The following is a 14,657-nucleotide window of genomic DNA, read 5'->3' as shown; positions in this document are numbered from 1 at the left end:
CTGCATGCCGCCGTCACGCTCGGCGACCGCGGTGTCAAATGGCCTGATCCCTATCTGCCCGGACGCGACCAGCTCTACCGTCTGGCCGAGCGCGACGCCGCAGCGGGGCTGAAAGTATGACGGCCGCCGCGACGATACCCGGCAAGCATGCGCTGGTCACTGGCGGCGGCTCCGGCGTCGGGCGGGCCATCGCGCTGGCGCTGGCTGCTGCCGGCATCGGCGTCACCATCTGCGGCCGCCGGGAAGCAGAGCTCGCCAAGGTGGCCGGCGAAAACGACCGCATCTCTGGCATCGCCGCCGATGTCACCGACGAGGCGGCAATGGCGGCGCTCTACGAGAGGGCGCAAGCCGCGCGCGGCCCGTTCGACATCGTCGTCGCTAATGCCGGCATGGCCGGCAGCGCGCCGGCGCACAAAACCGCGCTCAGCGACTGGCAGCGGACGCTCGACGTCAATCTGACCGGCGCCTTCCTGACGGTGAAGCCCGCGCTGGCCGGCATGGCCGCGCGGAAGACGGGACGAATTGTTTTCATCGCCTCGACCGCCGGCCTGAAAGGCTACGCCTACGTCGCGTCTTACGTCGCCGCCAAGCATGGCGTCATCGGCCTGATGCGGGCGCTTGCCGCCGAAACAGTGAAATCCGGCGTCACCGTCAACGCGGTGTGCCCAGGCTTTGTGGAAACCGAAATGCTGGAAGAGTCCATCCGGCGCATCATCGAAAAGACCGGCCGCTCGGCCGAACAAGCGCGATCGAGCCTTGCCTCGACCAACCCGCAAGGCCGCTTCATCCAGCCGGATGAAATTGCCGCCGCCGTGCTGTGGCTGTGCGGCGACGCCGCCCAATCGATCACCGGACAGGCGATTTCCATCTCAGGAGGCGAAACATGGTAGCCGGCCCCCTGCCCGCGCCGTCGAGACCCGGCAAGGACCGCTTGCGTCTGTGGATCAGGCTGCTGCGCGCCTCGCGCACGATCGAGGCCGAGCTGCGCGAGCGGCTGAAGAAGGACTTCAACACCACGCTGCCGCGCTTCGACGTGATGGCAGCGCTTTATCGCGCGCCGGAAGGCATGCTGATGAGCGACCTGTCGCGTTTCCTGCTGGTCTCTAACGGCAATGTCACGGGCATCGTCGACCGGCTGGTTTCGGAAGGACTTGTCGCCCGCGCGCGGCGCAATGGCGACCGCCGCACCTCGATGGTGCGGCTGACCGAGGAAGGCACGCAGGCCTTTGCCGCGATCGCCGCGGCGCATGAAGGCTGGATCGGCGAATTGCTGGGCAAGGTCAGTGAGGACGACGCGCGCCGGCTGACCGGCATGCTGACCTCGTTCCGCAGCAACTGGGAGGGACGCGAATGACCGCAATGGCCGGGCGCAAGCCGAAGCATTTCCTCTGGGAGGTCGAGGGCAGGATCGCCAAGGTCCGGCTCGATCGGCCGGAGCGCAAGAACCCGCTGACCTTCGACAGCTATGCGGAACTCCGCGACACGTTCCGCGACCTCGTCTATGCCGACGATGTCGACGCCGTGGTGTTCCTTTCCAATGGCGGCAATTTCTGCTCCGGCGGCGATGTCCACGACATTATCGGCCCGCTGGTCAAAATGGACATGAAGGAGCTCCTGGTCTTCACCCGCATGACCGGCGATTTCGTCAAGGCGATGCTGAATTGCGGCAGGCCGATCATTGCGGCGGTCGACGGCGTCGCGGTCGGCGCCGGCGCCATCATTGCGATGAGCTCCGACATCCGCATCGCCACGCCGGAAGCCAAGACCGCATTCCTGTTCACCCGCGTCGGCCTCGCCGGCTGCGACATGGGCGCCTGCGCGATCCTGCCGCGCATCATCGGCCAGGGCCGCGCCGCCGAACTGCTCTACACCGGCCGCACCATGACGGCTGATGAAGGCGAACGCTGGGGTTTCTACAACCGGCTGGTCGATGCCGCCGCGCTTGAAGCCGACGCGCTCGACATGGCGGCGCGCATCGTCTCCGGCCCGACCTTCGCGCACGGCATCACCAAGACCCAGCTCAACCAGGAATGGTCGATGGGCCTCGACCAGGCGATCGAGGCGGAAGCGCAGGCGCAAGCGATCTGCATGCAGACCCGCGACTTCGAACGCGCCTACAAGGCGTTCGTGGCCAAGGAAAAGCCGGTGTTCGAGGGGGATTGAGGATGATGCTTTGCGTGGAGACGTTGGCGGGAGGGGGGCGCCGTAGTGCGCAAGGCCTCAATAGCGGGGCCACCAATGCCTGACCGTTCCTTCCTCTCCTGGCCGTTCTTCGAAGACCGCCATCGCGAACTAGCCGAGCACCTCGAGACATGGTGCACGACCAACCTCCCAGTCGATCACCATGATGTCGACGCCGCCTGCCGCGAGCTGGTCAGCAAGCTCGGCCGAGACGGCTGGCTGAAGCCAACGGCGCTCGACACCGACAACCCGGGTCCCCTCGACGTCCGCACTTTGTGCATCACGCGCGAGACGCTCGCCCGCCATGACGGGTTGGCCGATTTCGCCTTCGCCATGCAGGGGCTGGGCACCGGCGCGCTCAGCCTGTTCGGCACGGTGGAGCAGCGGCAATGGCTTTCGAAGACGCGCGCCGGCAAGGCGATATCAGCCTTCGCCCTGTCGGAGCCGCGCTCGGGATCAGATGTCGCCAACACGGAAATGACGGCGACCCGCGACGGCGACAGCTACGTTCTTACAGGCGAAAAAACCTGGATCTCCAATGGCGGCATCGCCGACCTCTATGTCGTCTTTGCCCGCACCGGCGAGGCGCCGGGCGCCAAGGGACTTTCCGCTTTCCTCGTGCCTGGCGACGCCAAGGGCCTTGGCATCGCCGAACGGCTCGAAGTGATCGCGCCGCATCCGCTGGCGCGGCTGTCTTTCGAGCGGGTCCGCCTGCCGGCCACCGCACTGATCGGCAAGCCAGGCGACGGCTTCCGCATCGCCATGTCGGTGCTCGATGTGTTCCGCTCGACCGTCGGTGCGGCGGCACTCGGCTTTGCCCGCCGTGCACTGGATGAAAGCATCAAACGCGTGGCCGAGCGCAAACTATTCGGCGCGCCGATGGCCGAATTGCAAATGGTGCAGGGGCACATCGCCGACATGGCGCTCGATGTCGATGCGGCGGCGCTGCTGGTCTACCGCGCCGCCTGGACCAAGGACATGGGTGCGCCCCGCGTCACCCGCGAGGCGGCGATGGCCAAGCTGTTTGCCACCGACAGGGCGCAAGAGGTGATCGACAAGGCCGTGCAGCTGCACGGCGGCGACGGCGTCCGCAAAGGCCACATCGTCGAAAGCCTGTATCGCGAGATCCGCGCGCTGCGCATCTATGAGGGTGCCTCCGACGTGCAGAAAGTGGTGATTGCGCGGCAAGTGATGGGCGCGGCCTGAAGCAGGTCGCGCCCACGGACCAGACTGTTTTGACAATGGATATTGCGAACCGAGTTTTGACGAATCGGGAGACTGAAATGCACCAGATTCTGCAGCCGGAAGGCTGGGCCAAACCTGTCGGCTACGCCAACGGCGTCGCGGCGCGCGGTCGGCTCGTCTTCGTTGGCGGACAGGTCGGCTGGAACGGCCAATGCCAGTTCGAAACCGACGACTTCGTCGGCCAGGTGCGGCAAACGCTTCAGAACATCGTCGCGGTGCTGGCGGAAGCCGGCGCGGGGCCGCAGCACATCACCTCGATGACCTGGTACTTCACCGACAAGGCCGAATACCTTGCCAATCTCAGGGGTATCGGCGAGGCCTATCGCGAGGTCATCGGCCGGCATTTTCCGGCGATGGCCGCCATGCAGGTGGTGGCGCTGGTCGAGGATCGCGCCAAGATCGAAATCCAGGCCACCGCCGTCATTCCGGAATAAATTATTGGCTGCCTCAGGAATAAATTATTCGCGAAGCCCCGCCTGCCTCAAGATCGGCAGCACGTGATCGCAGAAATAGGGCAGTTCTTGCGTGTAGTTGACGAAGGACAGCGCGATGCCCTGATAGCCGTGCCCGGCAATTGCGACCATGTCGGCGGCGATCGTTTCCGGCGTTCCGATCAGCGGGTAGGTGCCGGCGCCGCCGGCGAAACGCTGCCGGTAGCGGTCATAGGCGTGCGGGTCGTGCGATTGCGAGAATTCCTTCTTGCCGGCCATGTGGGCATCGACGGCGTCATGGTCGGCCATATCGACGGCGTAGCGCGTGTAGTAGGCCTGCGCCTCTTCCATCGTCGGGCGGCAGACGACATGCGCCACGGTGTAGACGCCGACATCGCGGCCTGCCTTATCGGCCCGCTCGCTGATGTCGGCGACATGCTTGCCGGCATCGCTCATTTCCGAAAATGTCGTGAACAGATAATCGCACCGGGCGGCAGCGAAATCGCGGCCCGGCCCGCCGAAGGCGGCGTTCATGGTCACGGGGCGCGGAACCTGCAGACTGGCCGGCCGGCTGACAGCCTCCTTGAGGCGGTAATAAGTGCCTTCGTAATCGAGCGGCTCGGCCGACGCATAAAGCTTTTCCAGGATTTCGATCCATTCGGCCGCCTGATCGTAGCCCTTCTCGACCAAAGGCGTGCCGAACATGCCGAATTCCTTCGGGTTCCAGCCGCAGACGATGTTCAAGCCCGCGCGTCCCTGGCTGATATGGTCGACCGTCGCCAGCGCCTTGGCGGCATAGAGCGGATGCACCAGCGGCACATGCACGGTCATGAACAGGCCGATCTGCTCGGTGGCCATGGCGAGTGCCGCCGCCCAGGTGAAGGTCTCGAACGACCATTCGCGCACCTTGTTGCGGCCGCCGAAGCCGCGCCAACGCGCGATCGGCAGCATGAACTCCAGCCCGGCGCGGTCGGCGATCTGGGCTGCGGTCACATTGTCCTGCCAGCTCGCCGCCCAGCGCTCCGGCACATCGGTGATGGCAAGCCCGCCATCGGCATTGGTCGAAAAGACGCCAAGCTTCAGTCTGTTCGAGCCGTGCAAAGGGTGTGGTTTGTTCACGTCGCGACCTCCCGGCGAAGATCGCACGCTAGGCCCGCGCGGAAATATTTCAAGCCTGAAATAGCTTGGCGTCACCATCGCTCGCGGGTATCGGTTCCAGCGGGCCGCACCGTGTCCACCACGCAACGGACATCGCAGCTTTTTAAGCTTAAAACTTTCGCCTTGAAAAGCGCCGCACTTTGGATAAGCATTCCGGAGTCGATGGCGATTGCCGTGCCGGACGGGCTTGCCGGCCAGTCCATCGAGCAGACCAGTCCATCGTGCCGGCCAGTCCATCGTGGGTGCTCCGGGTGGGAGTCTCAGTTCTTGTCGTTCATACTGCCCCAGTCATCATCCAACACGCGCCATGCCTTCGATGACGTGCGCGCGGATTCGCGGTCTGCAACACACAACATCGCCAACCGTGACCGCATGGTCGCTGCCATGAATTGACGCCCTGCGTGAAGCGGGGCGGCAAAAAACCGTGCGGGAGCAACCCGCCCGATCAACAACAGAGGGAACAAAAATGAGCTTCACGCGTCGCAAATTGCTTCTTCTCGCCGCCGCCATCGGCATCGCCGCCGGCCCCGCCACCGCTTATGCCGCGGATGTGCTCAATGTCGGCGCCTACCCGACCAACCCGCCCTTCGAATTCAAGAACGAGAGCGGCACTTTCGAAGGCTTCGAGGTCGACATCGTCAACGAAGCCGCCAAGCGCATCGGCATGACCACCGACATCGCCGATCTCGGCTTCCAGGCGCTGTTTGCCGCCACCACCTCGAAGCGCATCGACGTCGCCATCTCGTCGATCACCATCACGGCGGAGCGGCTGAAGTCACAGTCGTTCACGCAGCCCTATTATGATTCCGATATGGGCATCGCCACCAAGGCCGACAGCCCGATCAAGGCCGAGGCCGACCTCAAGGGCAAGATCATCGGCGTGCTGTCCGGTTCGACCGGCGAAACCTGGGTCAAGGCGCATCAGGAAGCCGACGGCTTCAGCGACGTGAAGGGCTACGACACGCAGCAGAACCTGCTGCTCGACCTCAGCGCCGGCCGCGTCGATGCGGCAGTCAGCGACATTCCGGGCATGGAATATTCCTTCACCAAGATGAAGGACCTGGTGGTCAAGGAGCGCATCAAGACCGGTGAGCAATACGGCCTGATGATGACCAAGGACCACCCGCTGCTCGGCAAGCTGAACGATGCGCTGAGCGCGATGAAGAAGGACGGCACGCTGGCCGCGATCCACAAGAAGTGGTTCGGCAGCGACGCGCCCGCCGACTCTTCGACCATGAAGGAAATGCCGCTGCCGAAGGCCTGAGCTGAAGGCTGCGGTAACATCGTGCCGGCTTTCCAGGCCGGCACGATTCTTTCACGCCTGGCCGCCGGCTTCTGCCGCAGATCTCCTGCCCTCGGCGGCCCATGAGTTTAACGTGAGCATTCTTTGCTCTGGGGTTCGGGAACGCTCCCATGTCGCTGATCGACACCTTCTTCAACCCCGACGTCATTATGTCCAGCCTGCCGGCGCTGCTGCGCGGCTTCCTGAACACGCTGCTGCTCGGCATTTTGAGCATCGGCATCGGCATCCCCATCGGCCTGGGGATCAGCCTGGTGCGGCTCTATGCGCCGAAGCCGTTGCGCTGGCTCGCGGTCGGCTACACCGACATCTTCCGCGCCCTGCCGGTGCTGGTCGTGCTGATCCTGATCTACTATGCGCTGCCCTTCCTCGGCATACGCCTGTCGTCCTGGGCATCGGCGGTGACAGCCTTCGCCTTCATCATGTCGGCCTACTCGGCCGAGGTGTTCCGCTCCGGCATCGAGAGCATTCCGCGTGGCCAGTTCGAGGCGTCGCAGGCGCTTGGCCTGCCGTTCCTCCTGACCTTGCGCAAGGTGGTGCTGCCGCAAGCGATCCGCGTCGTCATCCCGCCGATGACCAGCAACTGCGTCTCGATGTTCAAGGACACCTCGCTCGCCTCCACCGTGGCGCTGCCGGAACTCTTGAAGGAAGCGACCAACGCGCAGTCGCTCTACGCCAACCCATCGCCGCTGATCGGCGCCGCCCTTGTCTATCTCATCTTCCTCTGGCCGATGGTCCGCCTCGTCAGCCTGCTTGAAGAGCGCTTCAAGACCGAAAAGAAGCGCTGACCTCGCCAACCGATCCCACCCCGTCCAAGCCCTCCGCAGGAGCCTACCCGTGAATAAGCATCAAACCGACAATGCGAATGCCACCGCGTTCCCCGTCGACACCATCCGCGCCATGTTTCCAGCCTTGCAGCGGGCCGGCGATTTCATCTTTTTGGACAACGCCGCCGGCGCGCAGATCCCGCAGAGCGTGCTCGACGCGGTGACCAATCATCTGGTTTCGCACAATGTGCAGCGTGGCGGCCGCTATGGCCGCAGCGTCACCGTCGACCAATCGGTCGCCGATGCGCGGACAAGCGTCGCTCTGCTCATCAACGCCTACAGCCCGGCGGAAATCTGCTTCGGCATGAATGCCACCTCGTTCATCCGCCTGGTCAGCCTCGGCATCGGCCAGATGCTGCAAGAGCGCGACGAGATCGTCGTCACCGACATGGATCATGACGCCAACATCGCGACTTGGCTGGCGCTGGAATCGGCCGGTGCGAAATTCAAATGGTGGCGGATGCGTGAGGACGGCAATCTGCATGTCGACGATCTGCGTCCGCTGGTCTCGGACCGCACCCGCCTGGTCGCCTGCACGGTCACGGCGCACTCGATCGGCTCGATCGTCGATGTCGCTGCGGTGGCTGGGATCGCGCATGCGGCCGGCGCCGAAGTGTTCCTCGACTGCGTGCATTACGGGCCGCATGGACTGATCGACGTGCAGGCCTGGGATTGCGACTATCTCGTCTGCTCCGGCTACAAGAATTTCTCGCCGCATATGGGCTTCCTGTGGGGCCGTTTCGAAACGCTGAAGCGGCTGCCGACCTTTCGCGAGGACTTCATCCCCGACGAGCCGCCCTACAAGGTCGAGGCCGGCACCTTCATCTACGAGAACGTTTCCGGCATGGATGCGGCGGTGCAGTATCTGGAACTGATCGGCCGCAATCTGGCGCCGTCCAACAACCGCTCCCGACGCGAAAACATCGTTGCCGGCATGGGCGCCATCCGCGACTACGAGCTGGTGCTGGCGCGCGAGATGCTGGCCGTGCTGAAGGATTGCGGGGCAACCATCTACGGCGTTGCCGACGAGGCGCGCATCCATGAGCGCGTGCCGACCTTCTGCTTCAACATCGGCAAACTATCGCCGCAGCGGGTCGTCGAGGAAATGGCCGAGATGCAGATCGGCATCCGCGACGGCCACATGTACGCGCCACGGCTGATGAAGCGTCTCAACCTCTCGATGGACAGCGGCGCCATCCGCGCCTCGTTGGTCCACTACAACACGGTCGAGGAAGTCCGGCGCTTCGGCGAAGCTCTGCGTGCGATTGTCGCGAAGTTGTCCCGAGCTGCGGCCTTCGGGCCGGTCGAGTAGTAGGCTGCGGCTACATTGGGGGTCGTAATCCTGGGGTCTGCGCGACGCTTCGCCCTAGGCCCTGTACTGATAAATGAAAAAGGACTGCGATAGGTGGAAAACTGCCCTCCCAGCATGCAAGATGGCTGATGGCCAATTTATCGTTCCAGCACTTGAACACCGATTGGAATGCCGAGCCCAATGCTCCTGACATAGAGCTGGTAGTCGAAGGCAACAGCGTCCGCCTTTCCTTTCGTCTTAACCCGTGGGCCTACAGTGCCGAGCCTGGAGAAATTGCGACGCTACGATTCCTCGGCTGCAGTCGTTTTCGTTGGGACGCGACGAACGATCATGCATGGTTTGCAGGAAAAGGGCTTTACGGCGGTCAGGCTCCGAAATGGGGCGAGTTCTACGAGGTTATGGGCGACACTCGGGTCGTCGAGGATGACGATTGGGATGTCTTGTCGGCGGATTTGCCGACCTCCCGTCAATTCCTGTTCTACTTCCGTGACGACACAATTGAGATCGTGGCTCAAGATTGGTTGCTGACACGGGAAACACCACTGGCCGCTGAGGACCCCTCCGGCTGAGACTTTCATACTGCGGCGGAATCTGATTCAGACTCCGCAATAATATGAAGGTCCCGGTCGAAAAACGACTCCATTGCGGATCTACACCCAAGGATATATGCTGTCGCAGCGCGCCTAGGCATCCCGCTTCACCATCGCGCATGTTCCATGAAAGTAAAGAATAGATTCGACTCGCTCATGCACGCGGTCTGTGCTGGTCATGGGTATTGCGGAGGAATGCACGGCGACAAATTCATGCATGTCACCGATTTTATCCCTCAATCCGGTGATGTCACAGCGGACCAATTCGTGGAATGGGTCTTTCTAGCTGAAATTGAGAACAAGAGTGAGCGAATGTCCCCCAGATGGGATCGGCATCGCCAAAGGATACGAAGCTATTTTGTTGAGTACATGGGATCAGACGTCATCGATGCCAGCCAATTAAAATGGGGTGTAGAGGGCTAAGCCAGCCCCTTTGCCCTGCTTCCCAATCATCGCGGTCATACTGCATTTATGAGTTCACGACCTAGGATGACGAAAAGCCTCAGGCGGCCTTCTTCTTCGCCAGCCTCGCTTTGATCGACGCGACGTCGGCGCGCGGCGTCGCGACGAACAGCGTCCTGGTGTAGCTGTGCTTGGGGTCGGCGAAGACCTCGTCGCGCGAGCCGTATTCCACCGCTTCGCCGAAATACATCACCATCACATCGTCGGCGATGTAGCGTACCACGGACAGATCGTGGCTGATGAAGACGTAGGTCAGCTGGAACTCGTCCTGCAGGTCGGCGAGCAGGTTGAGCACCTGCGCCTGCACCGACAGATCGAGCGCCGAGACCGGCTCGTCCAGCACCAGCAGGCTCGGATTGAGCATCAGCGCGCGGGCAATGGCGATGCGCTGGCGCTGGCCGCCGGAGAACATATGCGGATAGCGATTGTAATGTTCGTGACCGAGCCCGACCTTCTTCAGCATCTTCATCGCCAGGTCGCGCCGCTCGGCCGCCGGCTTGTCGGTGTTGATCAAAAGCGGCTCGCCCAGCACGTCGCCGATCTTCTGGCGCGGATTGAGCGATCCGTAGGGGTTCTGGAAGACGATCTGCACCTTGCGGCGCATCTCCTTGGTCAATCCGCCCTTGGCGATGTCGACCTTGTTGCCGTCGATGAACAATTCGCCCGATGTCGCCGGATCGATCAGCGTGATGATGCGGGCAAGCGTTGACTTGCCGCAGCCGCTTTCGCCGACAATGGCCAGCGTCTTGCCCTTGTCGACCTTGAACGAGACGCCCTTGACCGCGTGCACGGTGCGCGGCCCGGTGAACAGGCCGCCGCCGATGTGGTAGTCGCGGACGATGTTCTTGCCTTCGAGAACCGTGGTGCTCATCAGGTGGCTCCCGCAGCAGAAGGCGCCGGCTCGAACATCATGTCGGAAACGGTCGGCAGCCGGTCGCCGACGGCGTTTTCCGGCAAGGCCGACAACAGCGCCCGCGTGTAATTGCTCTTTGGCGATTCAAACAGCGACAGCACGTCGGCCTCTTCCATCTTGCGGCCCTTGTACTGGACGATGACGCGGTCAGCGGTCTCGGCCACCACGCCCATATTGTGGGTGATCATGATCAGGCCCATGCCGTATTTGGCCTGCAGCGAAACCAGCAGATCGAGGATCTGCTTCTGGATGGTGACGTCGAGCGCCGTGGTCGGCTCGTCGGCGATCAGCAGTTTCGGATTGCAGGCAATGGCGATGGCGATCATGACGCGCTGGCACTGGCCGCCGGACATCTGGTGCGGGAAGGAACTCAGCCGCTCTTCAGGGTCGGCGATGCCGACCAGCTTCATCAGTTCGATGGCACGCGCCCGGCGCTGGGCGCGGTCCATGCCCATGTGGAAGCGCAGCACCTCCTCGATCTGGAACCCGACGGTGAAGCACGGGTTGAGGCTGGCGATCGGCTCCTGGAAGATCATCGAGATGTCCTTGCCGACGATCTTGCGGCGTTCGGACGGGCTGAGCTTCAGCAGATCGACGCCGTCGAAGGCCATGCGGTCGGCCTTGACGGTTGCCGTGTTGGGCAACAGCCCCATCACCGCCAGCATCGACACCGACTTGCCGGAGCCGGACTCGCCGACGATCGCCAGCACTTCGCGCGGCTCGATCGACAGGTCGATACCTTGCACGGCCATGAACGGTCCGGCCGCGGTGTCGAAGGAAACGGTGAGGTTCTTGATCTCGAGCAGAGGCATGCTCAGGACCTCTTCAGCTTGGGGTCGAGCGCGTCGCGCAGACCGTCGCCGATCAGGTTGATGGCAAAGACGGTGATCAGGATGGCGAGGCCAGGGAAGGTCACCACCCACCAGGCGCGCAGGATGAACTCGCGCGCTTCGGCCAGCATGGTGCCCCATTCCGGCGTCGGCGGCTGCGCGCCCATGCCGAGGAAGCCAAGGGCCGCCGCCTCGAGGATGGCGTTGGAGAAGGACAGCGTCGCCTGCACGATCAACGGCGCGATGCAGTTTGGCAGGATGGTGACCAGCATCAGCCTGAGATGGCTGGCGCCGGCGACCTTGGCCGAGACGACATATTCGCGGGTCTTTTCGGCCATCACGGCGGCGCGGGTGAGCCGGGCGAAATGCGGCTGCAGCACGAAGGCGATGGCGATCATGGCGTTGACGAGGCCGGGGCCAAGCACCGCGACCAGCACCAGGGCCAAGAGCAGCGACGGGAAGGCCAGGATGATGTCCATGATGCGCATGATCAGCGTGTCGACCCAGCCGCGGCAGTAGCCGGCGAGCAGGCCGAGGATGACGCCTGAAATCAGCGCTGACGTGACAACGACGAAGCCGATGGCGAGCGAGAAGCGCGAGCCGTAGATCAGGCGCGACAGCATATCGCGGCCGACGGCGTCGGTGCCGAGCAGGAACTGCGCATTGCCGCCCTCCTGCCAGGCCGGCGGCGTCAGGAAGAAGTCGCGGAACTGATCGTCCGGCGAATGCGGCGCCAGCAGCGGCGCGAAAATGGCGATCAGGATCAGCAGCGCGAAGACGAAGAGCCCGATCACCGCGCCCTTGTTGACGGAGAAGTAATGCCAGAACTCGCCGAACATCTGCAACCTGGCGTCCTGCGGCTTGACGACGGTCGCGGCTTCGATGGTGGCGGGGCCTTCATTGCTCATGTCAGTTGGCCCGGATGCGTGGGTTGATGACGGCGTAGAGCACGTCGACGATGAGGTTCACCGACATGACGATCAGCGCGATCAAAAGCAACCCGCCCTGCACGGTGAAATAGTCGCGCTTGGAAATGGCGTCGATCATCCATTTGCCGATGCCGGGCCAGGAGAAGATGCTCTCGGTCAGGATGGCGCCGGTGAGCAGCGTGCCGACCTGCAGGCCGATGGTGGTGACGACCGGGATCAGCGCGTTGCGGAAGGCGTGCAGGCCGATGACCCTACGCGGCGCCAGGCCCTTGGCGCGCGCGGTGCGGACATAGTCCTCACCCAGCACCTCGAGCATCGCCGAGCGCGTCTGCCTCGCGATGACGGCGAGCGGAATGGTGCCGAGCACGATGGTCGGCAAGATCAGGTGCGACAGCGCCGAACGGAAGGCGCCCTTCTGGCCCGAGATCAGGGAATCGATGGTCATGAAGCCGGTCACCGGCTTGAAGAAGTAGAGGAGGTCGATGCGGCCTGAAACCGGCGTCCAGTGCAGCATGCCGGAGAACACGATGATCAGCAGCAGACCCCACCAGAAGATCGGCATGGAATAGCCGGCCAGCGCCGTGCCCATGGTCAGTTGGTCGAACCAGGAGCCGCGGCGGATGGCAGCGAAAATGCCGGCGGCCACACCCAGGATGACGGCAAAGATCATGGCGAAGATGGCGAGCTCGACCGTTGCCGGAAAGCGGACAAGGAAGTCCTTGAGCACCGGTGTCTTGGTGGAAAACGAGGTGCCGAAATCACCGCCGAGGATGTTCGTCAGATAGGTCAGATATTGTTGCCAGATCGGCAGGTCGAAACCGAACTGGTGCATGAGCGCCGTGTGGCGTTCGGGCGACAGGCCGCGTTCGCCCGCAAGCACCAGCACCGGATCACCGGGCAGGATGCGCACGAAGCCAAAGGCGAGGATGGTTATCCCGATGAAGGTCGGGATGATGAGGGCGAGCTTGCCGAGGATATAACGCAGCATGGCGGGCGAGTGGGGGCGTCACCACATGGTGGCGCCCCCGTTTCGCAACCTTATTCGGCGATATCGACGCCGTCGAAGCGGTGGATACCGAGCGGATCCATCGCAAAGCCGGTGACGGTCTTCTGCATCGGCATGAACACCTTGGAGTGAGCGAGCGTCGCCCAGGGTGCCTGTTCCTTGAAGATGACCTGTGCCTGTTCATAGAGCTTGGTGCGCTCGGCCTGATCCGAAACGGTCTTGGCCTTGTTGATGAGCGCATCGAAGTCCTTGTTGCACCATTCCGCGCGGTTGTTCGAACCGACGGAAGCGCAGCTCAGGAGCACGCCGAGGAAGTTGTCCGGATCGCCATTGTCGCCGGTCCAGCCGACGATGACGGCGCCGTCGTGATCGACCGCGGAAGCGCGCTTGAGGTATTCACCCCAATCGTAGCTGACGATCTCGACGGTGACGCCGACCTTGGCGAAGTCCGCCTGGATCAATTCGGCGGTGCGGCGCGCGTTCGGCATGTAGGGGCGCGACACCGGCATGGCCCAGACGTTCATCTTGAGGTCCTTGACGCCGGCCTCTTCAAGCAGCTTCTTGGCTGCATCCGGATCGTACGGATCGTCCTTCACTTCCTTGTTGTAGGACCACATGGTCGGCGGGATCGGGTTGACCGCCACCTGGCCGGCACCCTGGAAGACCGCGTCGATGATGGCCTTCTTGTTGATGGCCATGTTGAGCGCCTTGCGCACGCGCACGTCGTCGAACGGCTTCTGCTGGGTGTTGTACATCAGCGCGCCGACATTGAGGCCTTCCTGCTCCTCGACCTTCAGGTTCGCATCGGCCTGCAGGCCGGCGATGTCGGCCGGTGCCGGGTACGACATGATGTTGCATTCGCCGGCCTTGAGCTTCTGTGCGCGCACGGCCGGATCGGTGGTGATGGCGAAGACCAGATCGTCGATCTTCTGCTTGCCGCCCCAATAGTCCGGGTTGGCCTTGTAGCGGATGGCGGCGTCGGTCTGGTAGTCGACGAAGATGAACGGGCCGGTGCCGATCGGCTTCTGGTTGAACAGCTCAGGCGTCTTGTCGGCCTGCAGCTTGTCGGCATATTCCTTGGAGACGACGGAGGCAAAATCCATGCCCAGCGTCGGAATGAAGGTGATCGCCGGCTCCTTGAGGGTGAACTTCACCGTCAGGTCATCGACCTTCTCGACCTTGGTGATGTTGTCGCCGAACTGGTCATTGTAATACTGGTAGGCAATGCCCGGAATGTACTGGAACCAGGGACCGTTCTTGTCGACCTGACGTTCGAACGAGAACACCACGTCGTCGGCGTTGAAGTCGCGCGTCGGGGTGAAATAGTCGGTGGCGGCGAACTTGACGCCCTTGCGCAGCTTGAAGACATATTCCTTGCCATCGTCGGAGATCGTCCAGCTTTCGGCCAGGCCCGGCGAGGTCGTCGTCTTGCCGTGATCGAATTCGACGAGGCGGTTGAAGACGGTGCGCGAG

Annotated in this window: 16 protein-coding genes; 10 read left to right on the top strand and 6 right to left on the bottom strand. The window is 63.1% G+C overall.

Annotation, left to right across the window (positions count from 1 at the left end; translation table 11 throughout):
• Positions 1 to 116 precede the first annotated feature (116 nt).
• The 5 genes from ENZ75_RS05050 to ENZ75_RS05030 all read left to right on the top strand — a co-directional run bounded on the left by ENZ75_RS05050 (position 117) and on the right by ENZ75_RS05030 (position 3,860).
• Entirely contained in the window at positions 117 to 890 is a 774-nt protein-coding gene (locus tag ENZ75_RS05050) for an SDR family NAD(P)-dependent oxidoreductase (RefSeq protein ID WP_063169947.1), read from the top strand.
• Positions 884 to 1,354, top strand: coding sequence for a MarR family transcriptional regulator (locus ENZ75_RS05045; protein ID WP_063169946.1), 471 nt, complete (start codon positions 884 to 886; stop codon positions 1,352 to 1,354). Before ENZ75_RS05050 ends, ENZ75_RS05045 begins: the two co-directional genes overlap by 7 nt.
• Positions 1,351 to 2,163, top strand: coding sequence for an enoyl-CoA hydratase family protein (locus ENZ75_RS05040; protein WP_063169945.1), 813 nt, complete (start codon positions 1,351 to 1,353; stop codon positions 2,161 to 2,163). Before ENZ75_RS05045 ends, ENZ75_RS05040 begins: the two co-directional genes overlap by 4 nt.
• 75 nt (positions 2,164 to 2,238) lie before the next feature.
• Positions 2,239 to 3,387, top strand: coding sequence for an acyl-CoA dehydrogenase family protein (locus ENZ75_RS05035; RefSeq protein WP_063169944.1), 1,149 nt, complete (start codon positions 2,239 to 2,241; stop codon positions 3,385 to 3,387).
• 77 nt (positions 3,388 to 3,464) lie between these two features.
• Positions 3,465 to 3,860, top strand: a complete 396-nt coding sequence (locus ENZ75_RS05030) for a RidA family protein (RefSeq protein WP_063169943.1) — start codon at positions 3,465 to 3,467, stop codon at positions 3,858 to 3,860.
• A 24-nt stretch (positions 3,861 to 3,884) separates the two neighbouring features.
• Here the strand turns inward: ENZ75_RS05030 and ENZ75_RS05025 are convergent, their stop codons facing one another.
• Positions 3,885 to 4,976, bottom strand: coding sequence for an LLM class flavin-dependent oxidoreductase (locus ENZ75_RS05025; RefSeq protein ID WP_063169942.1), 1,092 nt, complete (start codon positions 4,974 to 4,976; stop codon positions 3,885 to 3,887).
• 111 nt (positions 4,977 to 5,087) lie between these two features.
• On the opposite strand from ENZ75_RS05025, the gene ENZ75_RS34575 reads away from it, so the two are divergent.
• The 5 genes from ENZ75_RS34575 (at position 5,088) to ENZ75_RS05005 (ending at position 9,023) form a co-directional block, all read left to right on the top strand.
• Entirely contained in the window at positions 5,088 to 5,408 is a 321-nt protein-coding gene (locus ENZ75_RS34575) for a hypothetical protein (RefSeq protein ID WP_127307831.1), read from the top strand.
• Between the two features lie 73 nt (positions 5,409 to 5,481).
• Positions 5,482 to 6,279, top strand: coding sequence for an ABC transporter substrate-binding protein (locus ENZ75_RS05020; RefSeq protein WP_024503391.1), 798 nt, complete (start codon positions 5,482 to 5,484; stop codon positions 6,277 to 6,279).
• A gap of 149 nt (positions 6,280 to 6,428) precedes the next feature.
• Positions 6,429 to 7,103: an amino acid ABC transporter permease gene (locus ENZ75_RS05015; RefSeq protein WP_013527987.1), complete on the top strand. Its 675-nt coding sequence runs from the start codon at positions 6,429 to 6,431 to the stop codon at positions 7,101 to 7,103.
• Positions 7,104 to 7,152: 49 nt separating this feature from the next.
• Entirely contained in the window at positions 7,153 to 8,454 is a 1,302-nt protein-coding gene (locus ENZ75_RS05010; protein ID WP_063169940.1) for a cysteine desulfurase-like protein, read from the top strand.
• 128 nt (positions 8,455 to 8,582) lie between these two features.
• Positions 8,583 to 9,023 (top strand): hypothetical protein, encoded by a 441-nt coding sequence (locus tag ENZ75_RS05005; protein WP_063169939.1) that lies wholly within the window; start codon positions 8,583 to 8,585, stop codon positions 9,021 to 9,023.
• 523 nt (positions 9,024 to 9,546) lie between these two features.
• On the opposite strand, the gene ENZ75_RS05000 is transcribed toward ENZ75_RS05005, so the two are convergent.
• The 5 genes from ENZ75_RS05000 to ENZ75_RS04980 form a co-directional block, all read right to left on the bottom strand.
• Complete coding sequence (locus ENZ75_RS05000; RefSeq protein ID WP_128277932.1) at positions 9,547 to 10,377, bottom strand: dipeptide ABC transporter ATP-binding protein; 831 nt, start codon at positions 10,375 to 10,377, stop codon at positions 9,547 to 9,549.
• The gene (locus tag ENZ75_RS04995) at positions 10,377 to 11,231 is read right to left on the bottom strand and encodes an ABC transporter ATP-binding protein (RefSeq protein ID WP_024503389.1); all 855 of its coding nucleotides are present in this window, start codon (positions 11,229 to 11,231) and stop codon (positions 10,377 to 10,379) included. The genes ENZ75_RS05000 and ENZ75_RS04995 overlap by 1 nt, the downstream gene beginning before the upstream one ends.
• 2 nt (positions 11,232 to 11,233) lie before the next feature.
• A complete protein-coding gene (locus ENZ75_RS04990; RefSeq protein ID WP_224618710.1) occupies positions 11,234 to 12,088 on the bottom strand; it encodes an ABC transporter permease subunit in 855 nt (284 codons plus the stop codon).
• Between the two features lie 70 nt (positions 12,089 to 12,158).
• Positions 12,159 to 13,166, bottom strand: a complete 1,008-nt coding sequence (locus ENZ75_RS04985) for an ABC transporter permease subunit (RefSeq protein ID WP_063169936.1) — start codon at positions 13,164 to 13,166, stop codon at positions 12,159 to 12,161.
• A 50-nt stretch (positions 13,167 to 13,216) separates the two neighbouring features.
• A partial coding sequence (locus ENZ75_RS04980) for an ABC transporter substrate-binding protein (protein WP_164887731.1) occupies positions 13,217 to 14,657 on the bottom strand: 1,441 nt, incomplete at its 5' end.

The sequence above is a fragment of the Mesorhizobium sp. M7A.F.Ca.CA.002.04.1.1 genome, from assembly GCF_004022805.1.
Lineage (GTDB): Bacteria > Pseudomonadota > Alphaproteobacteria > Rhizobiales > Rhizobiaceae > Mesorhizobium > Mesorhizobium ciceri.
Note: the sequence above shows the minus strand (reverse complement) of the source record. Positions and strands in the feature narration are given on the sequence as shown.